At 67.6% G+C, this 26,303-nt stretch carries 23 protein-coding genes; 7 read left to right on the plus strand and 16 right to left on the minus strand.

Annotation, left to right across the window (positions count from 1 at the left end; genetic code table 11):
• Window positions 1–53 precede the first annotated feature (53 nt).
• Window positions 54–863 (minus strand): MIP/aquaporin family protein, encoded by an 810-nt coding sequence (locus tag BJ987_RS23170; RefSeq protein WP_245366093.1) that lies wholly within the window; start codon window positions 861–863, stop codon window positions 54–56.
• A 242-nt stretch (window positions 864–1,105) separates the two neighbouring features.
• On the opposite strand from BJ987_RS23170, the gene BJ987_RS23175 reads away from it, so the two are divergent.
• A complete protein-coding gene (locus tag BJ987_RS23175) occupies window positions 1,106–1,870 on the plus strand; it encodes an IclR family transcriptional regulator (RefSeq protein ID WP_209893886.1) in 765 nt (254 codons plus the stop codon).
• Window positions 1,871–1,921: 51 nt separating this feature from the next.
• Entirely contained in the window at window positions 1,922–3,445 is a 1,524-nt protein-coding gene (gene glpK, locus BJ987_RS23180) for a glycerol kinase GlpK (RefSeq protein WP_209893889.1), read from the plus strand.
• A 17-nt stretch (window positions 3,446–3,462) separates the two neighbouring features.
• Here the strand turns inward: glpK and BJ987_RS23185 are convergent, their stop codons facing one another.
• The 7 genes from BJ987_RS23185 to BJ987_RS23215 form a co-directional block, all read right to left on the minus strand.
• Entirely contained in the window at window positions 3,463–4,068 is a 606-nt protein-coding gene (locus BJ987_RS23185; protein ID WP_209893892.1) for a LemA family protein, read from the minus strand.
• Window positions 4,065–4,883 carry a DUF3137 domain-containing protein gene (locus tag BJ987_RS23190; RefSeq protein ID WP_209893895.1) on the minus strand — a complete coding sequence of 273 codons (819 nt, stop codon included), beginning with the start codon at window positions 4,881–4,883 and terminating at the stop codon, window positions 4,065–4,067. The genes BJ987_RS23185 and BJ987_RS23190 overlap by 4 nt, the downstream gene beginning before the upstream one ends.
• Window positions 4,884–4,957: 74 nt before the next feature.
• A complete protein-coding gene (locus tag BJ987_RS23195; protein ID WP_209893898.1) occupies window positions 4,958–5,962 on the minus strand; it encodes an ABC transporter ATP-binding protein in 1,005 nt (334 codons plus the stop codon).
• A complete protein-coding gene (locus tag BJ987_RS23200; protein ID WP_209893901.1) occupies window positions 5,955–6,974 on the minus strand; it encodes an ABC transporter ATP-binding protein in 1,020 nt (339 codons plus the stop codon). The genes BJ987_RS23195 and BJ987_RS23200 overlap by 8 nt, the downstream gene beginning before the upstream one ends.
• A complete protein-coding gene (locus tag BJ987_RS23205; RefSeq protein WP_209893905.1) occupies window positions 6,971–7,954 on the minus strand; it encodes an ABC transporter permease in 984 nt (327 codons plus the stop codon). The genes BJ987_RS23200 and BJ987_RS23205 overlap by 4 nt, the downstream gene beginning before the upstream one ends.
• Window positions 7,955–7,966: 12 nt before the next feature.
• Complete coding sequence (locus tag BJ987_RS23210; RefSeq protein WP_209893907.1) at window positions 7,967–8,893, minus strand: ABC transporter permease; 927 nt, start codon at window positions 8,891–8,893, stop codon at window positions 7,967–7,969.
• Window positions 8,894–8,965: 72 nt separating this feature from the next.
• Window positions 8,966–10,525, minus strand: coding sequence for an ABC transporter substrate-binding protein (locus BJ987_RS23215; RefSeq protein WP_209893910.1), 1,560 nt, complete (start codon window positions 10,523–10,525; stop codon window positions 8,966–8,968).
• Window positions 10,526–10,792: 267 nt separating this feature from the next.
• Here BJ987_RS23215 and BJ987_RS23220 point away from each other — a divergent pair, with 267 nt between their 5' ends.
• From BJ987_RS23220 to BJ987_RS23235, 4 genes are read left to right on the plus strand one after another with little or no spacing between them, the layout of a single operon-like run.
• Complete coding sequence (locus BJ987_RS23220) at window positions 10,793–11,674, plus strand: LysR family transcriptional regulator (RefSeq protein WP_209893912.1); 882 nt, start codon at window positions 10,793–10,795, stop codon at window positions 11,672–11,674.
• A 46-nt stretch (window positions 11,675–11,720) separates the two neighbouring features.
• Complete coding sequence (kdgD, locus tag BJ987_RS23225; protein ID WP_209893915.1) at window positions 11,721–12,650, plus strand: 5-dehydro-4-deoxyglucarate dehydratase; 930 nt, start codon at window positions 11,721–11,723, stop codon at window positions 12,648–12,650.
• Between the two features lie 22 nt (window positions 12,651–12,672).
• On the plus strand, window positions 12,673–14,121 hold the full coding sequence (locus tag BJ987_RS23230) for an aldehyde dehydrogenase (NADP(+)) (protein WP_209893918.1): 1,449 nt from the start codon (window positions 12,673–12,675) through the stop codon (window positions 14,119–14,121).
• 26 nt (window positions 14,122–14,147) lie between these two features.
• Window positions 14,148–14,525, plus strand: coding sequence for a hypothetical protein (locus BJ987_RS23235; RefSeq protein WP_209893921.1), 378 nt, complete (start codon window positions 14,148–14,150; stop codon window positions 14,523–14,525).
• 15 nt (window positions 14,526–14,540) lie between these two features.
• Here the strand turns inward: BJ987_RS23235 and BJ987_RS23240 are convergent, their stop codons facing one another.
• On the minus strand, window positions 14,541–15,257 hold the full coding sequence (locus tag BJ987_RS23240) for a spermidine synthase (protein WP_209893924.1): 717 nt from the start codon (window positions 15,255–15,257) through the stop codon (window positions 14,541–14,543).
• Window positions 15,258–15,345: 88 nt separating this feature from the next.
• On the minus strand, window positions 15,346–17,385 hold the full coding sequence (locus BJ987_RS23245) for an amylo-alpha-1,6-glucosidase (RefSeq protein ID WP_209898916.1): 2,040 nt from the start codon (window positions 17,383–17,385) through the stop codon (window positions 15,346–15,348).
• A gap of 456 nt (window positions 17,386–17,841) precedes the next feature.
• Between BJ987_RS23245 and BJ987_RS23250 the strand changes: the two genes are divergently transcribed.
• Complete coding sequence (locus tag BJ987_RS23250) at window positions 17,842–17,985, plus strand: hypothetical protein (RefSeq protein ID WP_209893927.1); 144 nt, start codon at window positions 17,842–17,844, stop codon at window positions 17,983–17,985.
• Here BJ987_RS23250 and BJ987_RS23255 read toward each other — a convergent pair.
• From BJ987_RS23255 to BJ987_RS23280, 6 genes are all read right to left on the minus strand, one after another.
• On the minus strand, window positions 17,971–18,615 hold the full coding sequence (locus tag BJ987_RS23255) for a PadR family transcriptional regulator (RefSeq protein ID WP_209893930.1): 645 nt from the start codon (window positions 18,613–18,615) through the stop codon (window positions 17,971–17,973). The genes BJ987_RS23250 and BJ987_RS23255 overlap by 15 nt on opposite strands.
• Before the next feature lie 22 nt (window positions 18,616–18,637).
• Complete coding sequence (locus tag BJ987_RS38055; protein WP_307869727.1) at window positions 18,638–20,380, minus strand: PDR/VanB family oxidoreductase; 1,743 nt, start codon at window positions 20,378–20,380, stop codon at window positions 18,638–18,640.
• Between the two features lie 176 nt (window positions 20,381–20,556).
• Window positions 20,557–21,336, minus strand: coding sequence for a sulfite exporter TauE/SafE family protein (locus tag BJ987_RS23265; protein WP_209893933.1), 780 nt, complete (start codon window positions 21,334–21,336; stop codon window positions 20,557–20,559).
• Window positions 21,337–21,459: 123 nt separating this feature from the next.
• Window positions 21,460–22,602 carry a N(5)-(carboxyethyl)ornithine synthase gene (locus BJ987_RS23270; RefSeq protein ID WP_209893936.1) on the minus strand — a complete coding sequence of 381 codons (1,143 nt, stop codon included), beginning with the start codon at window positions 22,600–22,602 and terminating at the stop codon, window positions 21,460–21,462.
• A 71-nt stretch (window positions 22,603–22,673) separates the two neighbouring features.
• The gene (locus tag BJ987_RS23275; protein WP_209893938.1) at window positions 22,674–23,423 is read right to left on the minus strand and encodes an SDR family NAD(P)-dependent oxidoreductase; all 750 of its coding nucleotides are present in this window, start codon (window positions 23,421–23,423) and stop codon (window positions 22,674–22,676) included.
• A gap of 111 nt (window positions 23,424–23,534) precedes the next feature.
• Complete coding sequence (locus tag BJ987_RS23280) at window positions 23,535–26,270, minus strand: helix-turn-helix transcriptional regulator (RefSeq protein WP_209893940.1); 2,736 nt, start codon at window positions 26,268–26,270, stop codon at window positions 23,535–23,537.
• Window positions 26,271–26,303 lie beyond the last annotated feature (33 nt).

Here is a 26,303-nt window from a genome sequence, read left to right on the forward strand (position 1 = left end):
GTGGTGCTCCTTCGAACGGGTGGAAAGCTGTTGCTGCTGAGTATGTTCGGTGCTCAGAAGATGAGCTGCGAAACCAGTCCGGCGGCGATGCCGCCGAGTGCGGGGCCCAGGACCGGCACCCAGGCGTAGGCCCAGTCGCTGGAGTCCTTGGTCTCCTCGGCGGTGGGGGCCGCGGCGGCACCCAGGCTGGGTGAGTGGGCGACAGCGGCGGCGGTGTGCCGCATCGGCAGCACGGCGTGCGCGATGCGCGGGCCGAGGTCGCGGGCGGGGTTGATGGCGTAGCCGGTGGGGCCGCCGAGTGAGGCGCCGATGCCGACGACCAGCAGAGCCGCGGCGAGCGGGCCCAGGCCCGACGGTGTCTTACCGAGCGACACGATCACCAGGACGAGGACGAAGGTGGCGATGAACTCGGTGGCCAGGTTCCAGCGGTAGTCCCGGATTTCCGGGCCGGTGGCGAAGACGGCCAGCTTTTTGCCCGCGTCGGGTTCGGCGTCGAAGTGCTTCTTGTAGGTCAGGTAGGTGGCGCAGGCGCCGAGGAACGCGCCGAGGAATTGACCGGCCAGATAGACCAGGGTGGCTCCGAAGCTGACCGCGACCCCCGGCGCGTATTCGTCGGCTCCGCTGCTCGCGATGCCCAGGGTGACCGCCGGGTTGAGGTGACCACCGGACTTGAAGGCGATGTAGACGCCGGCCATGACGCCGAAACCCCACCCGATATTGATGAGGAGCCAGCCCCCGTCGAAGCCTTTGGATTTCGCCAGCAGCACGTTGGCCACCACGCCGCCGCCGAGGAGCAGCAGCACCGCGGTTCCGGCCAGTTCGCTGACGAATACGGTTGCGAGACTCACGTTGTCTCCATTCATTTTTCGAGGGTCGAAAGTGCGCGGGACGTTACGGTCGGGTTTCGAGGGCGGCAACGACGTGCGTTCGACATTGCCGAACGCCCGCCGTGGCGGGGGCACTGGACGGTCGGTACGCTGCGGCTCACTATGACTCAGATCACATTCGCGAAGCCGCAGGTCACGCGGGTGACGCCGGGTGGGCGGGGAAAGCCGAAACCGAGTTCGACATTGTCGTACTGCTTCGATGAAATACGTTGTCCGCTATGCCAGGCCCAGTGCAATCGATCGAACGAGCCGGCGCGATTCTGCGCCTGCTCGCCCGCGGCTCCGGCCGCCTCGGAGTCGCCGAAATCGCCAGTACGCTCGATCTCGCGAAGGGCACCGCGCACGGGATCCTGCGCACGCTGCAGGCGATCGGTTTCGTCGAGCAGGAGCAAGCCGGTGGTAAATACCGGCTCGGCGCCGCGCTGCTGCACTTGGGCACCAGCTATCTCGATGCCAATGAGCTGCGCTCACGGGCGATCAACTGGGCCGATGCCCTCGCCGCCCGCAGTGGCGCGGCCGTGCGGATCGGTACGCCCGCCGACGGCCAACTGCTGGTGGTGCACCACGTCTTCCGGCCGGACGACACTCCGCAAACCCTCGATATCGGCGCGTTGCTGCCGTTGCATGCCACCGCGCTCGGCCGGGTTCTGCTCGCCTACGACAGCGATCTGGCGTTGCGAGTGCGTACCGCCGGATTGCCCGCCTTCACCCGCCGCACCTGCACCGATCCGGCATTGCTCAGCGCATCGCTGGCCGAGGTCCGCGAGCACGGCTGGGCGGGCGAATACGGGGAGCTGGTCCCTGGCGAAGCGGGCATCGCCGCCCCGATCCGCGCGCACGGCGGCCTCGTGGTCGGGGCCATCGGTATCGCCGGAGCCGCCGAGCGACTCTTTCCGAGCGTGCGGCGACCGGATCCGACACTGCTCGGGTACGTGCGGGACGCGGCTCGCGCGGTTTCCCGAGACCTGGTCGCGGTCAAGTAGTCCGGGGGCAACTGCCGCTCCCGGTGCGTTCCACCTATCGGGAGGCGCACGATGCAGCGCTATGTGATGGCCATCGATCAAGGCACCACCTCCACCCGCTGCATCGTGTTCGACGCCGGTGGCCGGCTGGTCTCGGTGGCTCAGCGCGAACATCAGCACTACTTTCCGAAACCTGGCTGGGCCGAACAAGACGCGATGGAGATCTGGCGCAATGTCGACCGGATCATGCCGCGGGCGCTGCGCGAGGCGGGCATCGACCGCGCCCAGATCGCGGCGCTGGGCATCACCAATCAGCGGGAGACCAGCGTGGTGTGGGATCGGCACACCGGCGTCCCGGTGGGCAAGGCGATCGGCTGGCAGGACATGCGCACCGAGGATCTGGTGCTCGAACTAGGCGCGCATCCCGACGCCCACCGCGTGCTCGAACTGAGCGGACTGCCGCTCACGACCTATTTCTCCGCACCTAAACTGCGCTGGCTGCTGGACTCGGTACCCGGGCTGCGCGCTCGCGCCGAACGCGGCGATGTCCTGTTCGGAACCATGGAGACCTGGCTGATCTGGAATCTGACCGGCGGCGCCGACGGCGGCATCCATATCACCGACGTCACCAACGCCAGCCGCACCCTGTTGATGAACCTGGAAACCCTGGCCTGGGACGCGGACCTGTTGTCCTTCTTCGATATTCCGCGCGCGATGCTCCCGCAGATCCGGTCCAGCAGTGAGGTGTACGGCGCGACGCGGCGGGTGGTGCCGGGCATCCCGATCGCCGCCGCCCTCGGTGATCAGCAGGCCGCGCTGTTCGGGCAGACCTGTTTCTCCCCGGGCGAGACCAAATGCACCTACGGCACGGGCAGTTTCCTGCTGCGCAATACCGGCCCCGCTCCGGTCCGGTCGGCGCACGGCCTGCTCACCACCGTCGCCTATCAGATCGGTTCCGCACCGGCGGTGTACGCGCTGGAAGGGTCCATCGCGGTGACCGGTTCGCTGGTGCAGTGGTTCCGGGACGGCCTCGGATTGATTTCCAGCGCACCGGAGATCGAGACCCTCGCGCGCACCGTCGACGACAACGGCGGCTGCTATATCGTTCCGGCCTTCTCCGGGCTGTTCGCCCCGCACTGGCGCAGCGAAGCCCGCGGCATCATCGTCGGCCTGACGTCCTATGTCACCAAGGGGCATCTGGCCCGCGCGGTCTTGGAGGCCACCGCCTGGCAGACCCGCGAGGTAGTGGACGCGATGAACGCCGACTCCGGGTTACAGGCCACGGAATTGAAAGTCGACGGCGGCATGACCACCGACCATCTGCTCATGCAGACCGTCGCCGACGTGCTCGATATACCGGTGATGCGTCCGATGATCATCGAGACCGTCTCGCTCGGCGCCGCCTACGCCGCCGGACTGTCCGTCGGCTACTGGGCGGATCTGGAAGTGCTGCGCCGCAATTGGCATCGCGCCGCCCAGTGGTCACCACAGCAGGACCCGGAACGGGTGCGGGCCGAGTACGTCAAGTGGAAGCGCGCGGTGGAACTGACCTTCGGCTGGTCCCAGCCCACGCGCTCGAACCTTGTGTCCGGATGAGCGGCCGCGCGTGCACGTCAGTTCCCGCCGGGGTTGAACAGCCGGGCTACGTCGGTGGCCTTCCCCGCTTCGGGGCTGCTGATCTCGAAGTACTCGGCGGGAGATACCTGGTGTAGCGAAGCGATGACGGCGGCCGGTACGGATTCGATTTTTGTGTTCAGAGCTCGCACGTTGCCGTTGTACAACCGTCTCGCCGCGGCGATCCGGTCTTCGATATCGGCCAGTTCTTGTTGCAAGACAAGGTAATTCCGTACGGTGCCCACGGTGGGGTATTGCTCGGCGAGAACCCGCAGGTTGCCCAATGCGGTGCTGAGCGCGTTTTCCGCGGTAGCCACCTCGTCCGGCCGAGGGGATGCCGACATGGCAGTGCCCGCGACCTGCGCACGATTACGTGCCACGACCACCGCCTCCAGGATTCCGCGTTCGAAGGTCGCGGCCTGCTCGACCGTGGCGACGAGATTCGGCACCAGGTCATGGCGGCGTTGCAGTTCGACACCGACCTGCCGCCACGATTCGGTGACCAGATTCCGTAACCGCACGAAGTCGTTGTAGGCCGCGAAATACCAGACGATCACGATCAGCGCGACAGCCAGGGCGATGAGAATGGCGACAGTGGTGCTCATGCCACGGTCCTTTCCGAATCGATCGGGGGCACAGCGTGATCGGACCACACGAACCTCGGGATGCCGTCGGCGATAACGCGCATGGCGTCGAAGACCGCGCCGATCTCCCGGGGACGATTGCCGAGCGTGGTAACCCCGACCAGCCGGTCCTCGGCGATCTCGAATTTGGTCAGCCGGACCGCTGGAACGCGCCGGCCGAGGTCGATCAGCCGGTCGATGGTGCGCGGTGTGAAGACCGCGTGCGCGAAGGCCGGATTCGAGGAGTACACCGCGAATTTGTCGTTGAATTCGGCGGATTCGAACTCCACCTGAGTGCCCGCGGTGGTGTCGAAGTTCGGACCCATCGTCAGTCGGGGGAGCGGGGTGGGAAGTTCCAGGACGAAGACATTCCGGTAATGGGTGCTCAGGTTGATCTTGTTGTTGTTGAGCCAGGTGAGGTGGAAGAAGCGCGCCGGGTAGGCGCCGACCGTGCCCTGCATGGCGTCTCGAACGCGCATGCGCCGTGCCCGGGAGATGTCGAAGGGCGCGAAGTTCCAGGTCGGCACCGCCCATCCGGCGTCAGGGTGATAGGTGAACCCGCGCTGCTCGGCCCAGCGCATGGTCCACCGCTTCCGGCGCGACTTCACGATGACTCCCGCCGGCAGGAAAGCCAGGAAGGGCGTGGCGGGCAACAGGATCCAGGAGAACGGTTCGCCATGATCACGCCACCAGAGGCCCTGCGCCAGCACCAGAACCACGAAGGTGGCGAAGGTCAAGACTGTGTGAAAGCGCGGCCGCGCCCAGATCGGGTCACCGGCGTGCTGATCATCGGACATGTCTCAATGATCCGTGTGGTCCTTGCGATGTCCTTGTGATCGGCTGACGGTGACCGGCCGGGCGGGTCCGCTCCTCAGGCGGAGACCGCGGTACGGACCCCTTCGTTGCGGGGGTGGTAGCACTCGGCGACGTGCCCGGCCTCGTCTCGGTCGACAACGACCGGTGGGGTGTGAGTCGCGCAGAGGTCGGTCGCGTGCCGGCACCGCGTGCGGAAGCGGCACCCCGAGGGCGGGTTGAGCGGCGAGGGGACATCGCCTTCCAGAATGATGCGTTTGCCTCGGGTTTCGGCCCGCAGATGCGGCGCGGCCGAGAGCAGGGCCTCGGTGTACGGGTGGGCGGGGCGATCGAAGACCGCATCGGTGGAACCGGTTTCGACGATCCGGCCGAGGTACATCACCGCGACGCGATCGGTCACGTGACGGACCACCGAGAGGTCGTGCGAGATGAAGAGATATGCGATGCCGAGTTGCTTCTGCAGGTCATTGAGCAGATTGAGGACCTGGGCCTGCACCGACAGGTCCAGGGCGGAGACCGGCTCGTCGCAGATCACCACGCTGGGGTCGAGGGCGAGTGCGCGGGCTATGCCGATGCGCTGGCGCTGGCCGCCGGAGAACTCCTGCGGATAGCGGTGTTCGTCCCCGCTGCGCAGGCCGACCAGGTTCAGCAGTTCCCGGGTGCGGGCGACGCGGGCCTTCCGGGACGGATAGAGGTCGCGGTGGGTCCGCCAGGGCTCGGAAATGATGTCGCCCGCCGACATTCGCGCGTTCAACGAGGCGTACGGGTCCTGGAACACCATCTGCACTCGGCGCCGGAAGGCCAGCAGCTCCTTGCCCCGCAGCGCGAACGGGTCGATGCCGTTCCAGCTGACAGTGCCCGAGTCCGGCCGTTCCAGCATCATCAGCGTGCGCGCCAGAGTGGACTTGCCACAACCGGATTCGCCGACCAGGCCCAGTGTCTCGCCCTGCCCCAGCTCTAGATCTATGCCGTCGAGGGCGCGCAGGCGCGTGTTACCGGCCCGGTCGGCCCCGACCTTGAATGTCTTGGTCAATCCTCGGACTCGCAGCAGCGGTTCAGACATGACTTACCTCCTCGGCGAAGTGACAGGCCGCCGCGCGTCCGTCCGTCGCCGGTGTGAGTACCGGCCGGGTCCGGCATATGTCGCGGGCGAGCGGGCATCTGGCCTGATAGACGCAACCGCTGGGGATCGAATGCAGGTCCGGCGGTGATCCGCCGATGGACTTCAGGGTCGCGCCGCGGTGCGCGCCCACCGGAACTGAATCGAGCAGGCCTCGCGTGTAAGGATGGCGCGGCCGGGCGAAAACCTCTGCTACCGGCCCTGTTTCGACAATCGTCCCCGCATACATGATCGCCACTCGATCCGCTTCCTCGGCGACGAGGGCGAGATCGTGGGTGATCAGCACCACGGCCATATCCCGTTCGGACCGCAGATCCCGCAGCAGGGACATGATCTGCGCTTGGACGGTGACGTCCAAGGCGGTGGTCGGTTCGTCGGCGAGCAGTACCGCGGGACTGAGCGCGACCGCCATGGCGATCAGCAGACGCTGCCGCATACCGCCGGAGAACTGGTGCGGGTAGGCGTTCGCCCGTGCCTCCGGCTCCGGGATGCCGACCCGGGTCATCAGCGAAATCGCTTCCTGCTTGGCCTGTTTGGCCGACATGCCGCGGTGGATCCGGAACGGCTCGGCCAATTGCTTGCCGACCGGGTACACGGGATTCAGCGCGGTCAGCGCGTCCTGGAAGACAATCGCCAACTCCGTCGCCGCCAGTGCGCGTCGCTGTTTCGCGTTGGCCGCGAGCAGGTCGACAGCACCGAGAAATACTGAGCCGGAGGTGATTTCGGCTACCGGTTCGAGCAGGCCGACCAGCGCCTGAGCCGTCATCGACTTCCCGCAGCCGGACTCGCCGAGCAAGGCGAGGGTTTCTCCGCGCTGAGCGCGAAACGATATCGAGTCGAGCGCTCGGACGGTGCCCGACGGCGTACGCAGGTCGACGGTGAGGCCCGATACCTCGAGCGCGGTGCGGTCGCCGGACTCGGTGGGCCGGGCCGCGAGGGCGGGCGTGCTGGTCATTTCAGCACCACCTTTCTGGTGGGAAACAGCCGCGACTTGCGTGCGTGCGGCGTGGTCAGCCGCCAGCGTTGGGCGGGGTCGGTGGCGATACGGGCCCAGGCGGCGAGAATGGTCGAGGACACGGTGGTGATCACGATCGCCAGACCGGGAAAGAACGACAACCACCAGGCGGTGTGCAGATAGGTACGGCCCTGCGCGACCATCAATCCCCAACTGATGTCGGGTGGCTGGATGCCGATGCCGAGGAAGCTCAGTGACGACTCGGCGAGCATGACGTAGCAGAAGTCGAGCGTCGCCACCGTCAGCAGGGTCGGCAGCAGAATGGGGAAGACGTGCCGGCGGATGATCGCCGTGCTGCCCGCCCCGAATGTCCGCGCGGCGTCGACGAAGAGCCGGCTCTGCAATTCCGCGGATTCGGCCCGCGCGGTGCGCAGGTAGATCGGAACGCGGGTGAGGGCGAGGACCGCGACGATGGTCGCGGCACTCGGGCTGAACACGTACAGCACCACGACCGCGAGCAACAGGGAGGGGAAGCTCATGATCACATCGGCCACCCGCATGGCCGCCGTCTCCCGCCAGCCCCGGTGATATCCGGCCCACATGCCGATCACCGAACCCACGAGACAGGACACGGCCACCGCGGGCAGCGCCACCAGCAAAGTGGTCCGGCAGGCGACGATCAATCGGGCGAGGACGCTGCGGCCCAAGGGGTCGGTGCCGAGGATGTTGAGCCAGCCGTTGCCGAGATCGAAAGGCGCGAGCGTCGATTCGTCGAGGTTCTGATCCCTGGCCGCATCGCCGATCAGGAGGGGCCCGAACAGCGCGACCAGGAAGACGAGGATCAGGATCGTGGCCGCCACCGTCGCCAGCCGGTCGCGCAGCAGCAACCGCCACAGCGGCAACTTGGCCGCCGAATGGGACTGGGGGACAGCGGGTTCGACGATCGCCGGAATCGATCCGGTGTCGTGATCGATAGACATGATGAGGCCCTCCTAGACCGTGGTGTTCTCGCGGACGCGGGCGTCCAGGAGCGCATAGCACGCATCGATGGCGATATTGAGGACGAAGATGCTCACCGCGGTCAGCAGAACCGCTGCCTGCAGAACCGCGAAATCGCGTTGCAGGATGGCGTCGATCATCAATTTGCCGATGCCCGGCCAGCCGAAGATCGCCTCCACGACGACCGCGCCATTGACCAGGCCGACGGTGAGATCGCCGGCGACGGTCAGGGCGGGAGCCGCGGCATTGCGCAGCGCGTGGTGGGTGACCACCCGCAGATCGCCCGCGCCCTTGCTGCGTGCCAACCGCACATACGGTGCGGACAGTGCCGACACCATCGCACCCCGGACGACCTGGGTCAGGACGCCGAGCGGCCGGATCAGCAATGTCGCGATCGGCAGGATCCAGGACAACCCGCTACCGGTGCCGGAAGTCGGCAGGACCCCGAGCACTACCGCGAAGATCCAGATACCGGTGATGGCGAACCAGAAATCGGGGATGCTCGCCGCCGTCATCGACAGCAGGCTCGACGCCCGATCGGCCAGGGAGTGCGGCCGATACGCCGCCCAGCAGCCGATGACCACCGCGCCGAGAATCGCGAACAGCATGGTGAAGAACGCGAGCTGCAGCGTGGCGGGAAAAGCGCGCAACGCCATTGCCGACGCGGATTCGCCGGAGCGCAGCGACTCGCCGAAGTCCAACCGCACCACTCCGGTGAGGTAGTCACCCAGCTGGCTGAGCATGGACTGATCCAGGCCGTGCTGAGCCGCGAATTCGGCGCGCTGGGCCGGTGTGGCGGATTCGGGCAGATACAGGTCGGTCGGATCGCCGGTCAGCCGGGCGAGCAGGAATACGCCGAAAAGTACGACGAGCAGCGGTACCAGACTGGTGTAGGTGCGTCTACGCAGGAAGGCGAACATGGTGCACCACCCCCGGATTCGCGGTGTTGGCTGGGGTCATCTTGTCCTCGATTTGCTGGAAGCGGTGCCGGATCACCCGTTGGTGACGGGATCCGAACGGGTCATCTCGGCCAGGCGCATCTCGTCGCCGGTGGCGGGGTTGGGCCGATAGCGCACGCTCGGCGCGATCGCCAGCACTCCGCTCATGTGCGCGATGTAGCCGAATTGACGGACGGCGGCGGGTTCGGCGGCGAACACGGCCGCGATGGCGTCCTGCCGCGCGGCGCCCGTGAGCTGGGTCGCGGACTCGATAGCGGCGTCGATATCGGCTCTGCCGGTAGTGCTCTGGTAGCCATCACTGCGCAGGTATTGGTCCACGGTGAACTGGGCGTCGCCGGCTTGGTTGCCGTGCTGGATGAGCACCATGATCGGGCCGGAGTTCGGTGGGAACGGGCGGACCTGGAATTGCATCTGTCCGGCCGTGTCCATCATCTGGATCTTGACGTTGAGACCGGCCTTGCTCAGCGCGTTCTGGATGACCTCGGTGGTCTCGGCGACTTTGGGAAACATCCCGGTTCGTGCGATCAACCGGATCTGCTTGTCGACCGGAACACCGTCGGCCTTGGCCTGCGCCACGAGACGCGCCGCCTGGTCCGGGTCATAGGGCGTGGGAGCCAGGTTCGGGTCGAAACCGACGATGCCCCGCGCCACCAATTGCGCGGCCGGCTGTCCGAGCCCGCGGAAGAGGGCTTTAACGATGCCTTGGCGGTTGATGGCGAGGTCGATCGCGGCGCGCACCCGATAGTCGTCGAGCGGCGGCTCGGTGGCGTGGATCCGGATCGCCGAGGTCTCGTTGTTCTGATAGGCGACACCGAGATCGCCGGCGCCGTCCTCGGGCCCGAGCGAGGTGGCCAGTTCCGCTTCGTCGTTGGCCACCATGGCCGCGCGCACGCTGCCCTCGCCGCGCCACTGATATATGGCGTGGGTGTACTCCGGCGCCGGACCCCAATACGAGTCGTTGCGGATCAGTGCGAGCCGCTGTCCCTGCTGCCAGTAATCGATCCGGTAGGGACCCGTGCCGATCGGCTCCCGGACGCGCGCGGTCGTGGTCGTCGTGCTCGGCACCATCTCCACGAACGAAATGCGCAGCGGCAGAATCGGATCCGGCGCGGGAGTACCGATCGCGATGGTGCGCGCATCGAGGACGGTGACCTCGAGGGCGTCGTCGCCGAAGACGTATCCGTCCACGTCGCAGCCGATATCGCTGTTGACCGCGCGTTCGATCGAGGCCGCCGCGTCCTCGGCGTCGAAACCGGACCCGTCGCTGAAGGTGACGCCGGGCCGGAGGGTGAAAGTCCAGCGGGTCGGTGCGGTCTGCTGCCAGGATTCGGCGAGTTTGGGTTGCAGGGCCCCGGTTTCCGCGTCGCGCTCGATGAGCGGTTCGGTGATGTTCGATCGGACCACCACACCGGTGTCGGTCAGCGACGCATCACAGGGTTCCAGCGTCGGCGGCTCCTGCGGGATCACGATTCGCAACGTGTCGGGGCGCGCCGCGTCACTGTGATTCGAGTTTGCCACCGAACAACCGGCGACCAGTGCGGTGACCGCGAGTGTGGCAGCGACCGGCCCGGTTCGGCGTCGAAAGTTCGACATCGTCGTCTCCTCCTTCGCCCGGCGGGTGTGGTTCGCGTCACCCGCACTTCGGCGTGTCATGGAGACTAGAGCGCGGCGCGATACCCGTCGAACACCAAATTGGTATTGACCGATACCTCACTGCGCATGGTTGCGTATGCCGCGAAGCAACCGACGCACATGCCGTACGGGTATCGGACGATGCGCAATGAATGTTGGACGGGTATCGCCGACTCCGCCTACGTTGGACGCATCGAGCCGCAGGAGTGGAGAGGCAGGCCGTCCGCCATGTTGTCACTGGAACAGGTGCGTGGATTCGTGGCGGTAGCCGAGGAATGCAGTTTCCGGCGTGCGGCGGAACGACTGCGGATGACGCAGCCGCCGCTGAGCCGGCAGATCCAGAAGCTCGAACGAGATATCGGTGTCGTGCTTTTCGATCGCTCCCAACGGCGAGTGACCCTGACCCCGGCCGGGGCGGCCTTCCTGGTGGAGGCCCGCCGGCTGCTCGCACTGGCCGACGCCGCGCCGAGTATGGCGCGGCTGGTAGCGACCGGGCATACCGGAACAGTGCGGGTCGGGTTCACCGCCGCCTCGGGATTCGCCTTCCTCGGCCGGTTTCTCAACCACCTCGAACAGACGCTGCCCGATATCGAGCTGGTGCTCAGCGAGCAGGTCAGCGCCGACCAACTCGAGGACCTGCGCAGCGGCAAACTGGATCTGGCACTGGTCCGCCCCATGTTCGACCGCACCGAATTCGATTCGCGGCTGGTGCATTCCGAACCGCTCGTGCTAGTCGTGCCGAAGGACCACCGGCTGGCCGACGAAAAACGGGTACCGATCGAGGCGCTGTCCGGCGAGAATCTGCTGGTCTTCGCTCCCGGCCCGGCCCACTACTTCGCCGAACTGCTGCAACGGGTACTGGCTCGGGTGCACTACACCTCGACCCACCAGATCGCCCAGGTGCACACCATGCTCGCGCTCGTGGCCGCCGGCCGGGGGCTGGCCATCGTGCCCGGATCGACCGCGCAGCTACGCCCCGACGGTCTGCGGTTCCGTCCGCTGGACGGAGTCACCGAGCAGGCGGTGCTGTACGCGGTGTGGCGGCGCGAGCAGGTCAACCCGGCGCTGCGCCGCGTCGTCGGTCTGCTCGCGACCGTGCCACCCGACTGATCCCCACGTCTGATTTCACCTCACACCGATCAAGGAGACGACGTCCATGTCACACATGCCCGCCAAGGAACTAGGCCCCGCGCTGGGTAGCGGATTGCTCTCGTTCCCGGTGACCCACTTCGATGCCGATCTCGCCTTCGACGAGCCGGCCTACCGGGACCACATCGGCTGGCTGGCCCAGTACGACGTCGCCGGACTGTTCGCGGCCGGCGGCACCGGCGAGGGGTTCTCCCTGACACCCGATGAGATCGACCGGGTGGTGCGCGCGGCGGTCGGCGAAACGGCGGGCCGGATACCCGTGGTCGCACCCGCGACGGCCGGCACCGCCGCGGCGGTCGCGCAGGCACGAGCCGCCGAAGCGGCCGGCGCCGACGGGATTCTGCTGCTGCCTCCGTATCTGGTCGAAGCGAACGCGGACGGGCTGGTCGAACACGTGGCCGCGGTCTGCGCCGCCACTTCGCTCGGGGTGATCTTCTACAGCCGCGCGAACGCGGTCTGTGACGATGTCACGGTGGCTCGCATGGCCGACCGCTGCCCCAATCTGATCGGGTTCAAAGACGGTGTCGGCAATATCGAGATGATGACCCGGATCTTCGCCCGGCTCGGTGACCGCCTGACCTACATCGGCGGACTGCCGACGGCCGAGGCCTTCGCCCTGCCCTACACCGAACTCGGTGTGACGACCTACTCCTCGGCGATCTTCAATTTCATTCCCGAGTTCGCGCTCGACTTCTACGCCGCCGTGCGGGCGCGGGACCAGGCCGCGGTGTACGGCTATCTGCGTGACTTCGTCATTCCCTACCTCGATATCCGCGACCGCAAGCCCGGATACGCGGTATCCATCATCAAAGCGGGATTGGCGGCGGTGGGTCGCCCGCCGGGTCCGGTACGGCCCCCGCTGACCGACCTCACCGATAGCGAGTTCGCCGATCTCTCCGCCCTCGTGGATACCGTCACGGCTCTGAAAATCGCCTGAAAAACGCTGAAGGACAACAACTATGGACACCACCCCGGACCAGGTCGACCGCATCGTCACCGCGGCGGCGAAGGCGGCGCTGCCACTGTCGGAATCGACGCCCGTCGAACGGGCGCGATGGTTGCGTGCGGCCGCCGACGCCCTCGATGCCGCCGCCGGCGAGCTGATCCCCCTGGCCGTGCGCGAAACGCATCTGCTCGAGCAGCCGCGCTTGCGCTCGGAACTCACCCGCACCACATTCCAGCTCCGGCTGTTCGCCGACGTGCTCACCGATGGTGAATACCTGCGCGCCACGGTCGATCACGCGGATCCGGACTGGCCGATGGGGCCGCGCCCCGATCTGCGGCGCATGGTCGTGCCGATCGGCCCGACCCTGGTGTTCGCGGCGAGCAATTTCCCCTTCACCCTCAGTGTCGCCGGGCACGACACCGCGGCCGCCCTCGCGGCCGGCTGCCCGGTCGTGCTCAAAGCGCACCCCGGTCATCCGGAGTTGTCGGCCCGTACCGCCGACATCCTGGTGGCCGCTTTGACCGAAGCCGGTGCGCCGCAGCACAGTTTCGCACTGATCTTCGGCATGGACGCGGGCGTCACCGCGTTGCGCCATCCGGAGATCGCCGCGGCGGCGTTCACCGGATCGGTGGCCGGTGGCCGCGCGCTCTTCGATATCGCCGCCGCCCGCCCGCGGCCGATCCCGTTCTACGGCGAACTCGGCAGTCTCAACCCGGTAGTGGTCACCCCCGGTGCGGTCCAGGCCCGCGGCCCGGAGATCGCCGCGGGATTCGTCTCCTCGTTCACCCTCGGCGCGGGGCAGTTCTGTACCAAACCCGGTCTGCTGCTGCTCCCCGAAGGACACGGCCTGACCGATGCGCTGCGTAACGAGGTGGCGGCCGTCCCCGCCCAGCGGATGCTGAACGACCGCATCGCCGGCGGCTATCGCTCCACACTGGCTGCCTTGCTCAAACAGCCTGCGGTGCAAGCGATCTCGGTGCCCACCGGCGATGCTGAATCCGTCGAACCCACCCTGTTGCGTGTCCGTGCCGCCGACTTCCACGCTGACGCCGAGGAATTGCGTACCGAATGCTTCGGGCCGGAGTCGCTCGTGGTCGAATACGCCGATACCGCCGAACTTCGTGGCGTCCTCGAAGAACTCGAGCCCGGCCTCACCGCTACCGTGCACGCCGAAGACGACGAGCTCGAGGAGATACGTCCGCTGCTGCCCGCCCTCACCCGGCTGGCCGGCCGCTTGGTCTGGAATGGCTGGCCCACCGGCATAACGCTCAGCTGGGCCCAGCAACACGGCGGACCATATCCCGCCACCACCGCACCGACCGCGACCTCGATGGGCACCGCGGCGATCGAGCGGTTCCTGCGCCCGGTCGCCTGGCAGGAATTCCCGGACGCGCTACTCCCACCGGCACTGCGCGAAGCCAACCCATGGCATGTTCCCCGGCGCGTCGACGGGAAGCGCTGACAACGGTGCGTGCGTAAGGTCGAGGCATGGAACGGGCGCCTCAGGTACTGGTGATCGGTCTCGATCCGTATCGGGTGCCCGGCCCGTGGGATCCGGAGCCGGTGACCGCGGCGATCGAGGCCGGGCTCGCGCGATTCCGTGAGCACGGCGTCGGCGTGCGGGCCTGCCTGTTCGGCCTGGACGGCAGTGACGACATCATCGCGCTGCTCACCGATGCGCTGTGCGAGCGTGCCTGGGCGTGCGTGGTGGTCGGCGGCGGGCTGCGCACCGACAACGATCTGCTCGAGCTGTTCGAGCGGGTAGTTCATCTGGTGCGGCAGCACGCGCCGCAGGCCGCGATCGCCTTCAACGCCGCCCCGGACGATACCTTCGACGCGGCCGCCCGCTGGCTCGAGCTCGGGTAGCCCGTTGGCTCGGGCTCAGCGCCGCGTTGCCAGGTAGATCGTCGCCGAGGAGCGGCCGCGGGTGATCGGGTTGTCGAAGTACACGCGCTCGGCCTCGACGTCGGCGAACGCCGAGCCCAGCACGGCGAGGAATTGCTCGTCGGGTGCGTCGTCGGACCACATCGCGAATATCCCGCCCGGGACGATGTGGGTCGCCATGGCCCGCAAACCCTCGGGCGTGTAGAAGGCGGAATGCGGCTGGTGCAGTACGTGCCGGGGGGAATGATCGATATCGAGCAGGACCGCGTCGTAGGTCCGTCCCGGCCGCCGGGAATCGAAGCCTTCCGCGCTCGTCGCCGCCGCGAAGAAGTCCGCGCATGTCACCTGAATCCGGTTGTCGGACAACAGTCCCGCCGTTTCGGGCAGCAGTTGCTCGGCATGCCAGTCGATGACCGCCTGGGAGTACTCGACCACGGTCAGCTCCCGTATCCGGTTGTCGGTCAAGGCTTCTCGCGCGGTATACCCCAACCCCAGACCGCCGACGACCACGTCGAGGTCCGTCCCCGGAGTGCGCGCCAAGCCCAGTCGCGCCAATTCGCGCTCGCCGGTGGTGAACAGGCTCGACATCAAGAACTCGTCGCCGAGTTTGACCTCGTAGACATCCATGCGCACGGTCGGATCGAACCGGCGGCGCAAGCTGATCTCACCCATCGGGGTCTGCCGCCAGCCCAACTCCTCGAATCGCGCGCTCATCATCGAGACGATAGCCGAGCCCTATGTGTCGCCTCCGTTCAGCTGACCTGCCACCGACCCGCACGCTCGACGAGTCGGCCGTTTGCGGCTAGGACTGCTCCAACTGCCAATCCGGTGGCAGCCCATCGACCTTCACCGTCGTGCCTTCTGCGACGAGGGTGACCGAGGCCGAACCGAGTCGCAGGTCGGTCAGGCGCATCTGTCCGGCGCGCGCGGGCAGTCGCGGGGTGACGGTGAGGCTGTGCTCGGGCACGGATGGCGTCAGACCCAGGAACGAACGCATGATCAGCAAGGGTGACGCGCTGGCCCAGGCTTGCGGCGAACACGAGGTGGGGTACGGCACGGGCAGCCACAGGTCCTTACGGTCGAAGCCGCAGAACAGTTCCGGGGGTCGGCCGCCGAACGCCAGCACGGCTTCCACGAGCCCGGCCGAGAGTTGCTGCGCCAGCTCCACGGCACCCGGAATGTGTTGGTAGCGAAGGAGTCCGGCGACCGCGATAGCGGTGTCGTGTGGCCAGATGGAGCCGGTGTGATAGCCCATCGGGTTGTAGCGGCTCATCTTCGCGGACAGGGTGCGCAGTCCGAAACCGCTGTTCATGTCCGGCGCGGCGAGACGTTGGATGACGGCCGCGGCCCGCTCGTCGGGCACGATGCCGGTCCACAGGCAGTGCGCGACATTGCTGGTGATGGCGTCGACCTGTCGCTTCTTCCGGTCCAGCGCGATCGCGTAGCAGCCGGCGTCGGGCATCCAGAACGCCTCGTCGAAACGTTGCCGCAGTTCTTCCGCCTGGGCGCGCAGGCGGGTGGCGGTGGCACTGTCGCCGAAGGCCTCGGCCAGTTCCGCCCGGCCGAGGCGCGCCGCGTAGACGTAGCCCTGCACTTCACACAGCGCGATCGGCGGGTCGGCCAGCTGCCCGTCCGCGAAACTGATCGCGTCCCAGCTGTCCTTCCAACCCTGATTGGCCAGGCCCCGATCGGTTTTGCGCCGGTATTCGACGAATCCGTCGCCGTCGGCGTCACCGTATTCGTCGATCCAGGTCAGCGCGGCGTCGGCGGCGGGCAGCAGTTCTTTGACCGCGTTCTCGTCGATACCCCAGCGCCAGCATTCGGCGAGCAGCATGACGAACAGCGGGGTCGCGTCGACGGTCCCGTAGTAGACGCTGCCACCGAGTACCTGGTCACCTTTCGGGCCGTACCGCATCTCGTGCATGATGCGTCCCGGCTCCTCCTCGGTGAGCGGATCCTGTTTGTGCCCTTGCAGTTTCGCCAGCCGCCGTAGCGTGCCCAGGGCCAGGTCGGAGTCGAGCAGCAAGGCCATCCACGAGGTGAGCAGACTGTCGCGGCCGAACAGCGCCATGAACCAGGGGGCACCGGCGGCGACGTAATCCGAGCCGTCCTCGGTGTCGGTCATGCGCAGCGCGCCGAGATCGCTTTCGGTGCGTTGCAGGATGGTGTTCAAGCCGGGGCCGTCGGCGGTCAGGCTGGTGGCGTTGGCGCGCCACTGCCGGATCTTGCCCGAAGGGCTGGCCTCGTTGTCGTCATGGACGTTGATCGGCACGGCGTGGTGTCCGACCAGCGGCTGGCATTCGATGGCGGTCTGCCAGCTGCCCTGACTGGGTACCACCACGTGCCAGGTGAGGTAGCCCGGATGGATGGTCGGGGCACCGGTCGCGGTGATCAGCAGCCCGATGCCGGTGTTCTCCCGGTCGCCCAGGCGGAGCGTGCCGTCGGTGACGCTGATCTCGCATCCGGCGGTGTTCAACCGGCCGTCTTTGACCGAGAACAGATCGGCGAAATCGGAGTCGGCGGTCAGGGTGACGGTCAGCGCGGTGTCCTCGTCACCCAGATTGCGGATGACGATCTTCTCGTGCATACCCTCGCCGATGATCCGGCGGCGCGTCACCAGGATCGTGGCGTCGGCGACGCCCTGCCGGGGTGGCACACGGGTGACGAAGGTGGTGCGGAAGGCCTCGGTGGGCAGTACCGCGAGTTGTTCGGGGGTGTGGCCGTCCAAACGCAGTTCCCAGCGGCTGAGCACGCGCGCGTCCCGGTAGAAGAAGCCTTGGGTGAGTCCGCCGTGGATGTCGCCGAGCTGGTCCGAGAGGCAGAACGTACCGGCCTCCACCATGGTCACCGTGCCACCGGCGGTGGTGGGCGGCGGCCCGGCGTTGAACACGGCCACTACCGGATCACCACCGCGAGTTCACCGACGACTGGCTGGGGTCGATGCCGGGGCTGTCCGTGGTTCATTCTGACGCTCCTCACCGTTGGGTCGAGATGTGAGAGTCGAAATGATCGCAAGCTCGACTAACCGTCCCAGTGCGCGAAATGACAATCAACGCTCGGGCCAGATGGTCGCCCATCTGTAACTGGATGGTTATCCGGGAGTGCGCCGTCGAACTGCCCGCCGGTGGCGAACCGGCTCCGCCCCGCGACAGCCGCGCACTCGCGCACCGCCCGCTCGAGTGGCGCACGCCACACCACTGACCGGGCCGAAGTTGTTGTGGCCCTTGTATTCCGGGTACTGCCCCCTTGAACCGGCGCAACGAGGCGTCAGCACCCGAGCAGACGAGGAGATGATCGTGTGAACACCTCCTACTCCGGAACGCGCAAGCGCCCGCGGATCCAAGTGGCCGAGTGTTTCGGCTCGGCCCACTCCGCCTACCTGATCTTGGCGGTGTGGATCTCGCTCATCATCGCTGTGAGCTTGGCTTTAGCCCTGCTCTAGCGCATCAGATGTCGCCGGAATCGCGCTGATCGCGGGTTCGGCGGCATGCAGGCGCTGCCAGAACTGGCCCAGCGCCGCAGGGTCGGACGCGAGGAGATCGCGGAACCGTTCGATGAAGCGCTGTTCGGCTTCGATCAGTTCGAGCCGATAGTGGTATTCGATGAGGAACAGAGGCTCGACATCGTGCGCCGCCGCCAGCACGGCGCGCTGGTGCCGGGCCTGCTCGGTGAGGGAGTGCAGCCGTCGTTCGAGCAGGGCGGGGACTTCCTGGGGCGGCAGGACAACGATGAGCGACAGGGCGGCCTCGAATTTCCGGTACTCCTTACCGGGAACCGCGACCATGTCGCGCAGCTGTTCGCGCAGGCGGATTTGCCCGGTTTCGGTGGGGGCGTAGACGGTGCGTTCGGGGCGCTGGCCGGTGCGTTCGGTGCCCACTGCGGCGATGTATCCCGCACGCGCGAGTTGGTCGACGACCATATAGAGCGAAGCGTGTTTGTACTCGATGTTGCGGTCGGCGTTGCGTTGCTTGAGGAGCTTGCCGATCTCGTAGGGGTGCATAGGGCGTTCGATGAGGTAGGCCAGCACGGTGAGAGCGAGCAGGTTGTGCAGCGGGTCCCGCCGATTTACCACGGGACCCTCCTCGCTCAGCCGGCTACACGTCGAGCACGATGCGCTCGCCGCGAGCGCGAGATACACAGGGGTAGATGATATCGGTACGGTCGCGGTCGGCGGCTCGCAGCACGTCGTCGCGATGGTCAGGGGTCCCGGCCAGCACCCGGGTGGCGCAGCTGCCACAGACGCCGTCCTCGCAGGACAGGTCGACAGTGGGGTCGACCTCCTGAATCGCCGAGAGCAGCGTCCGATCGGCGGGGATGTGGACGACGACGCCCGAGCGCCGCAGTTCGGCCTCGAACGGCGCGTTGGTGGCATTCTCGGAGCGGTTGCTCGCCGCGAAGCGTTCGGTGTGCAACGCGACACCGGGATGCTGTGCCGCAACGATTTCCGCCGCACGCAGCAGTTCCTCGGGTCCGCAACAGTAGACGGCGGTGTCCGCCGGCGCCTGGGCCAGTAGTGCCTCGAGGTCGGGCCGCGCGTGGGTGTCGGCGGGCAGGAGCGTCACCCGCCGCGGGTAGCGCTGCCGCAGCGTGGCGGCGAACGCCATCGTGGGCAGCGACCGGCCGCGATAGACCAGCCGCCAGTCGGCTCCGCGCCGGTCCAGCCGCTCGATCATGGGCAGGAACGGCGTGATGCCGATACCGCCCGCGACGAACAGGTACGCGGGAGCGTCGACGAGGGGAAAATTGTTGCGCGGACCCCGGATACCGATGTTCATGCCGGTGCGCAAGCCGTGGATCTCGGTCGATCCGCCGCGTCCGTCCGGCTCCTCGAGCACCGCGATCCGGTAGGTGCCGGTCTGCGCCGGATCGCCGCAGAGCGAATACTGGCGCACCCGTCCGGAGGGCAGCACCAGGTCGATATGAGCTCCCGGCTCCCATCCGGGCAGCGGCTCGCCGCCGAGGGCGCGCAGCGTGAGTTCGATGGTGCCGAGGGCTGATTCATGCCGATCCGCGACCGTCACACGCAGCTCCCGAGCCGGTCGCCGGGCGGGCGGCAACCGCCTGCCGTGCCGCGTTCTGCCGCCCGGCTTGTACAGCGACAGCAGCATCGCCGCGACCAAGCCGAGCAGCGAGGTGCCGAATCCCCAGAAGGCCACGTCGGCGTCGGCGGTGAGCTCGGCCGTGGTTCCGCCGTCGGCGGCCAGCCGCATGGCTTGCTGGTGCGCGCGCTCCAGTGCGTCATGCAGAAATCCGAACGCCATGAACAGGATGCTCACCGCGATGGTGAGTTTGACGGCGACCCAGTAGTAGCGGACCAGGCCCCAGCCGGTGGTCACGCCGAGGGCGAGACCGGTGAGGATGGTGGCGAAGTTCGCCCAGGGCAAGAGCGTGATGTCGAAGGTGGTCATCAATGCGTAAGCGGCCACGCCGGTTTCGATATCGGTGGTGGTCATGGCGACCAGTGCCATGGCGGTCACGGTCAGGGCGATACCCACCCAGCAGGCGGCGGCGAGTACATGGGCGGCGACCAGGGCCTTACGTGGCCGGGGCCGCAATTGTCCCGCGAGTCGCGAAACAGCCGGTACCACAAGCCAGGTCGCGAACAGGGCGACCAGATCCCCGACCAGGAAGGCTTGCAGCACCGCCGCGATCATCAGCACCCAGCCGAGACCGAGCACGAGGGGGCGCGGGGCGCGCGGTCGCAGGGATATCAGGGCCGCGAGGCCGCCACTGAGTGCGGCGAGCAACAACCAGACCGGAACGCGGGCGTCCGGCAGGGAGGGCGGAAAGACCGAGGGCAGTTGCGCGGCCAGTAAGGCCAGGATCGCGAAGCCCACCAATATGTTTCGGGCTGCCGCCGGTACGGGGGAGGAGCTCCGCGTGGCAAGCGCGGGCGGACGGGCTGGCTGGATAGGCATAGGACGTCTCCGCGAAATAGTCGATATCGACTATCCGAGTATGTTCGCGCCGCCGCCGCCCGGCCATCGGGAATCACCCTGAGATCCCGGCCGGCTCAGTCCAGCAAACGCCACAAGCCGATCACACCCAGCACGACGATCGCGGCGCGCAATGCCCGTGGCGAGAGCCGCCGACCGTAGCGAGCTCCGACCGAGCCACCGATCAGGGACCCGATCGCGATCAAACCCGCGGCGCTCCAGCTGATACGGTCGAACGCGACGATCGTGTAACTGAGAGCGGCGACGACATTGACGATCAGCGTCAGCAGGTTCTTGCTCGCGTTCATGCGCTGGATCGGTTCGGAGACGAGCACACCCATGACGCCGATCAGCAGAATCCCCTGCGCGGCGGTGAAATAGCCACCGTAAACGCCGACGGCGAACGTTCCGATGGTCAGCAGGGTGAGCTTCACGCGACCGAGGTGATCGACCGCGACGCCCGCCGCTTCCGAACGTCGTCTGGCCCACGCCTGGATGCGCGGCTGGAAGATGACGAGCGTCAGCGCGGCGATCATCAGAACCGGAACTACCGTGGCGAACACCGATGGCGGCAGGTGTAGCAACAGCCACGCGCCGAGTAGCGCCCCGAGGAACGAGGCGGGTATCTGCCACTTCAACATCTGCCACTGCCCGCGCAGTTCCCGTCGATACCCCCAGGTCCCCGACACACTTCCGGCCACGAGCCCGATCGCGTTCGACATGGTCGCGATCTGCGGGGGATAGCCGAACGCGACGAGCGTCGGGAAGGTAATGAGGGTCCCGGTTCCGACCACGGCGTTGATAGCGCCCGCGCCGAAACCGGCAACCAGGATGACGAGGATTTCGATGGCTGGCATCGGACCGACGTTACGGATTCCGCCGAGATCCATTGCGAGCGGTATCGATATGGTGGCTGACCCGGACACGAGGTCCGCACTCCCTGCGGAAGTGCATCCGATGCAGGGGAATTCGGCGGGCCGTCAGGCGACGGCGTACGGGTGCGCCGCGGCGCGGTTCTGGAACGAGAGGATCCGCGAATTCTGGACGCGCCCTTCGCGGATCTCGATGGCGCGGCGGATGGTGGCGTTGCCGTCCCAGGCGTCGGGTCCCGCCAGCACGATCGGCAGGTATTCCAGCAGTGCCTCGGAGTTCTCCCAGGTGGCGGAGTTCCACAGGAAGGACGGGCTGTGATCGACGCCGTAGTAGTGCAGGTCGTCGCCGACGGTGAACATCGGGTCCGCGAACGAGGTGGGGCGGGCCCATTCGAAACCCATGCCCTCGTCGCACGAGACATCGACGAACAGTGTGCCGCGCGCGAACAGGGACAGATCCTCGTTGCCGACGAACATCAGCGGTTCCTCGGTGTCCTGCAGGATGCAGTTCACGACGATGTCGTACTGGGCCAGCATTTCCGCCAGCGGCCCGGATTCCGGTGCTTTCAAGGCGAGGGTGCGACCGGGATTCGCGGGATCGCGCTCGAAATGCTGCATGCGCACCGACGCGAACGGCGAGGCGACCGCCGACACGCTGCGCTGGGTCAGCACTGTGACATCGCTGATCCCGAGTGCCGACAGCGCGCGTACCGCCCCGCGGGCGGTCGCGCCGAAACTGATGACCGCTGCCCGCATGCGCCGGCCGTAATCGCCGGTGGCTCCCCGTAATTGCAGCGCGTGCATGACCGAGCAGTAGCCGGCGAGTTCGTTGTTCTTATGGAAGACGTGGACGCTGAAGTTGCCCTCTTTCGTCCAGTGGTTCATCGCCTCCCACGCGATCAGCGTGAGCTCACGGTCGATCGCGAGCTGGGTTATCCGCTTGTCCTGCACGCAGTGCGGCCAGCCCCACACCACTTGGCCGGAGCGCATGTTCGCCAAGTCTTCGGGCAGTGGCTTCGGCAACAGCAGTACGTCACACTCGGCGAACAGTTCGGCGCGGGTGCGATGGCCGCCGACCAGCGGGGCCAGGTGCGCATCGGTGTAGCCGAAACGATCGCCGTAGCCCCGCTCGAGGAAGATCTGGCCGCGCAAGGCCGGTTCGATCCGGTCGAAGTGTGCGGGGTGGATAGCCAATCGGTGCTCGTCTTCTTTGCGGGAGGACGCGACTACACCGATGGTCAGTTGCTTCACTATCCGAGTCTACGCGCGCCGCCGGTCCGATTCGTACCACTCGGTATGTGCTGCCGAAGCCGGGTCCGGCCTCAGTCGCCGAGCGCCCCGCAGGAAATATTGATCTGTGTGGCGGTCAGCGAGCGGCCGCGTTCGGAGGCCACGAAGGCCGCGACGTGACCGACATCGGCCAGCGATGCGGCGCGACCGAGCAGGGTGGCGTCGTGAATGCCTTGCCGCGCGGGTTCCGTTTCCGGGATATCGGGGAAGGATTCCGGAATGCCGCCGGTGAGCAAGGTCACCACGCGGACGCCGTGCGGACCGAGGTCGGCCGCCCACTGCCTGCGCAGCCCCTCCAGTGCGTCGAAGCCGACCTGGACGTTGCCGAGGCCGGGCACCTTGCTCCCCGGCGCCGATCCGCCGAAGAACAGGATCGCACCGGACTTCTGGGCGATCATGTGCCGCGCGGCGGTCTTGGTGGTCAGCAGCTGAGCGGTGACGAGCCGGGCCATCGAATCCGCGAAATCGGTGACGGAGATGTCGATGAGCGGCTGGAAGATCGCCGTCTGGGAGATCACGTTCACCGAAATATCCAGGCTGCCCGTCTTTTCGACGATGGCGTCGGCGTGATCGGCGACCGCGGTCGCGTCGAAGACGTCGACGACGGCGGTTTCGGCGCGACCACCCCGGGCGCGGATCCGCTCGGCCACCGCGTCCAGGGTGGCGGCCGTGCGGCCGACGAGGAAGCAGTTCGCGCCTTCGGCGGCGAAGCCCTCGGCCATCGCGGAGCCGATACTGCCGCCGGCGCCGTAGATCACCGCGTTCTTGTCTGCGAGCATCATGGTTTTTCTCCTATCGGGTGTGTCCTACGGGAGAAAAGCTATGGCGCCGGTCGCGGCCCTCGCATCAGTCGGATGACCGGTTCGCCGGGACGGCGGGTGCCGTCGGCTAAGTCATTGCCCCTCGGACAGACCGAGGTGGGCGAGCTCGGCTCGCCGCGTGACACCGAGTTTCGGATACGCCTTGTACAGATGGTGTCCGACGGTGCGCGGACTCAGGAACAACCGAGCGCCGATCTCCTTGTTGCTGTGCCCGGCCGCGGCCCAGCGCACGACCTGAAGTTCCTGCGGCGTCAGAAGTTTCAGCGGATCGCTGTGCTGCGCGGTCGGCTGCTCGCCGAGGGCGGCCAATTCGACACGCGCCCGGTCGGCCCAGGGCCGGGCGCCCAGATGGTCGAAAGCCGCTGTCGCCGCGAGCAATTGGGCTCGCGCCTCGGCGCGTCGCCTGCGACGGCGCAGCCACTCGCCGAACACCAGCTGGGTCCGGGCGCGATCGTAGGGGCCGCCGTGTTCGTCGTGCAGGCGCGACGCGGCGCGGTAGTGCCGCTCCGCGGCCTCGTCGTCCACCGCGAGCAGCGCGCGGCAACGGTGCGAAAGTGCTGTCGCCAAGGAGCTTTCGACCTGCCGCGCCCAGTTCTCGAACGCCGCGAGATGGGCGGGGGCGCGCTCGGGCCGTTTGGCCCGCACGGCGGCTTCCACCCGGTCGGGAATCGCCCGGATGAGGAAATCGTGTGCCGCGGGTCCGGCGCAGACGCCGTCGAGCAGGTCCAAGGCGGCCTCGAATCGCCCGGCGGCCAACTCACCGAGCGCGAGTGCCCAGGACAGCAGGGCGTGGTGGGTCGGGTGGCGCTCGGCCAGGAGCGGGCCGATCTCGGCGGCCAGCGACCGGGACCGGGAATCGTCCCCGCCGACCGCGGCCAGCCAGACCGAGATGGCTCGCAGTACGAGCAACTCGGTCTCCATGCCGAGCTCCGTGCTGAGCGAAACAGCCTCCGCCACCGAGGTTTCCGCTTCCAGAAACTGTCCGCTCAACAATTGGGCGAGTGCCGCGACCTCCAGCGCGTACGGGATCCACTGCACCGCCCCGGTGGCGCGGGCCCGGTCCACCGACATGGCCATGACGGCGGCGGCGCCCGCGTCGTCGGCCAGCATCACAGCGCTGAAAGCGGCGACGACCTCGTGCAGGTAGCCGGCGGTGCCGGTGTGCGCCGCACGCACCTGAGCCGCCATGGCTTCGGTCGCGGCTTCGGGTTTTCCGGCGAGGAAATCGGCCCAGGCGACCTGCGCCGCGACGTGCGGGTGCAGAGGTGAATCGGCCGGTAGCCGAAGAGATTCCAACATCCGGACGCCGTGCTCGATCAGGTCGTGCCGCGCCGCGTCGCGGGCGCAGCACACGGCCTCGGTCAGCATGAACACGGCGCGCGCCGGATCGCTGTCGACGACCAGTTCCGCGGCGGTCAGCGCGAGCGTGGTGTCCGCCACCGGTGAGGTCCGTTCGTATTCGATCTGCGCCCTGATCTGCGTCGCGTCGGCGACTATTTCGTTGTCCTCGGTGAGTGCGGCGGCTTCGGCGGCGAGCCGGGTCGCCCGATCGGGCCGGCCCGCGTCATAGGCGGCGCTGGCTGCCAGGAGCAACCGCCGGGCCCGCTGCGCCGTGTCGATACTGAGCCGCCCGGCCCGATCGTAGGCGGCCGACACCGCCATCGCACCGCCGCGATGCTGTGCGCGCCGCGCCGTGCGCTCGAGTTCCGCGGCCACCTGTTCGTCGGGGTCGGTGGTGGCGGCGGCGAGATGCCAGGTGCGCCGGTCGGCTTCCTCAGGTTCGGTCAGGGCCTCGGCGAAGGCTCTGTGCACCGCGATCCGCTGATGGTGGGTCGCCAGCTGATAGGCGGCGGCGCGAATCAACGGATGCCGGAACGACATCCGGTCGGCGGACATGCTGAGGAGGTCGGCGTGCTCGGCGGGCTCGAGATCGGCGGCCGTGAGATCGAACGCCGCGCCCACGCGCAAGATCGTGTCGACACCGGCCCCGGTGTCGGCCGCCGCGACCAACAACAGCGTGCGCGTCCCAGCGGGCAGTTCGGCGATCTGTGCTCGGAAGCTGTCCTGCACCCGGCGTGCCACCGGCAGTGGGCCGACCTCGTGCCCGGGATCCGCGTGCCCGGCCCGCTCGGCACTGCGCCGGGCTATGCCCAATTCGATGAGAGCCAGCGGATTTCCGGCGGATTCGGCCAGCACCCGTTCCCGTCCCGGCACGGTGAGCCCCGTGGCGTGCGTATCGAGCAGTTCCGCGGCGGTCCGGCGCGACAGACCGCCCAGCCGCATGGTGTCGAGGCCGGGCGTGGCGAACGGCAGCGCGGTGTCCCGCACGGCGAAGATCACCGCGATGGGGTCGGCGTGAAACCGTCGCGCGGCGAACAACAACGCGTCCGAGGAGCCGCGGTCCAGCCACTGCGCGTCATCGATGAGCAGCAGCGTCGGTGTCTCGGCGGCCAGCTCGGCCAGCAACGTCAAGGTGGCCGCGCCGACGAGGAACCGGTTGGCCTCCGGCGCCTCGATCTGCCCGAACGCCGCCCGCAACGCCGCCGCCTGCGGTGGCGGAAGCCGGTCGAGCCGGTTCAGATAGGGGTAGAGCAGCAGATGCAGCCCGCCGAAGGCCAATTCGGCCTCGGACTCGACACCGATCCCGCGCACCACCTGGATTCCGGCTGTCGTGGCCGCGTACTCCAGCAACGCCGATTTTCCGATACCCGCTTCGCCGCGGATCACCAGCGCACGGCTGATTCCCGCCCTCGCGTCGGCCACGAGCCTATCGATCTGGGCCCGCTCGCCCGCACGCCCCAGCAACACGCCTGTCAGCCTAACGACTGGTGCCCGCGCACT

The organism is Nocardia goodfellowii, assembly GCF_017875645.1.
Classification (GTDB): Bacteria; Actinomycetota; Actinomycetes; order Mycobacteriales; family Mycobacteriaceae; genus Nocardia; species Nocardia goodfellowii.

Bases quoted from the DNA above. Each gene is read 5' to 3' on its own strand.
- BJ987_RS23170 (WP_245366093.1), bottom strand. From the start codon at position 863: ATGAATGGAGACAACGTGAGTCTCGCAACCGTATTCGTCAGCGAACTG.
- BJ987_RS23175 (WP_209893886.1), top strand. From the start codon at position 1,106: ATGCCAGGCCCAGTGCAATCGATCGAACGAGCCGGCGCGATTCTGCGC.
- glpK (WP_209893889.1), top strand. From the start codon at position 1,922: ATGCAGCGCTATGTGATGGCCATCGATCAAGGCACCACCTCCACCCGC.
- BJ987_RS23185 (WP_209893892.1), bottom strand. From the start codon at position 4,068: ATGAGCACCACTGTCGCCATTCTCATCGCCCTGGCTGTCGCGCTGATC.
- BJ987_RS23190 (WP_209893895.1), bottom strand. From the start codon at position 4,883: ATGTCCGATGATCAGCACGCCGGTGACCCGATCTGGGCGCGGCCGCGC.
- BJ987_RS23195 (WP_209893898.1), bottom strand. From the start codon at position 5,962: ATGTCTGAACCGCTGCTGCGAGTCCGAGGATTGACCAAGACATTCAAG.
- BJ987_RS23200 (WP_209893901.1), bottom strand. From the start codon at position 6,974: ATGACCAGCACGCCCGCCCTCGCGGCCCGGCCCACCGAGTCCGGCGAC.
- BJ987_RS23205 (WP_209893905.1), bottom strand. From the start codon at position 7,954: ATGTCTATCGATCACGACACCGGATCGATTCCGGCGATCGTCGAACCC.
- BJ987_RS23210 (WP_209893907.1), bottom strand. From the start codon at position 8,893: ATGTTCGCCTTCCTGCGTAGACGCACCTACACCAGTCTGGTACCGCTG.
- BJ987_RS23215 (WP_209893910.1), bottom strand. From the start codon at position 10,525: ATGTCGAACTTTCGACGCCGAACCGGGCCGGTCGCTGCCACACTCGCG.
- BJ987_RS23220 (WP_209893912.1), top strand. From the start codon at position 10,793: ATGTTGTCACTGGAACAGGTGCGTGGATTCGTGGCGGTAGCCGAGGAA.
- kdgD (WP_209893915.1), top strand. From the start codon at position 11,721: ATGTCACACATGCCCGCCAAGGAACTAGGCCCCGCGCTGGGTAGCGGA.
- BJ987_RS23230 (WP_209893918.1), top strand. From the start codon at position 12,673: ATGGACACCACCCCGGACCAGGTCGACCGCATCGTCACCGCGGCGGCG.
- BJ987_RS23235 (WP_209893921.1), top strand. From the start codon at position 14,148: ATGGAACGGGCGCCTCAGGTACTGGTGATCGGTCTCGATCCGTATCGG.
- BJ987_RS23240 (WP_209893924.1), bottom strand. From the start codon at position 15,257: ATGAGCGCGCGATTCGAGGAGTTGGGCTGGCGGCAGACCCCGATGGGT.
- BJ987_RS23245 (WP_209898916.1), bottom strand. From the start codon at position 17,385: ATGGTGGAGGCCGGTACGTTCTGCCTCTCGGACCAGCTCGGCGACATC.
- BJ987_RS23265 (WP_209893933.1), bottom strand. From the start codon at position 21,336: ATGCCAGCCATCGAAATCCTCGTCATCCTGGTTGCCGGTTTCGGCGCG.
- BJ987_RS23275 (WP_209893938.1), bottom strand. From the start codon at position 23,423: ATGATGCTCGCAGACAAGAACGCGGTGATCTACGGCGCCGGCGGCAGT.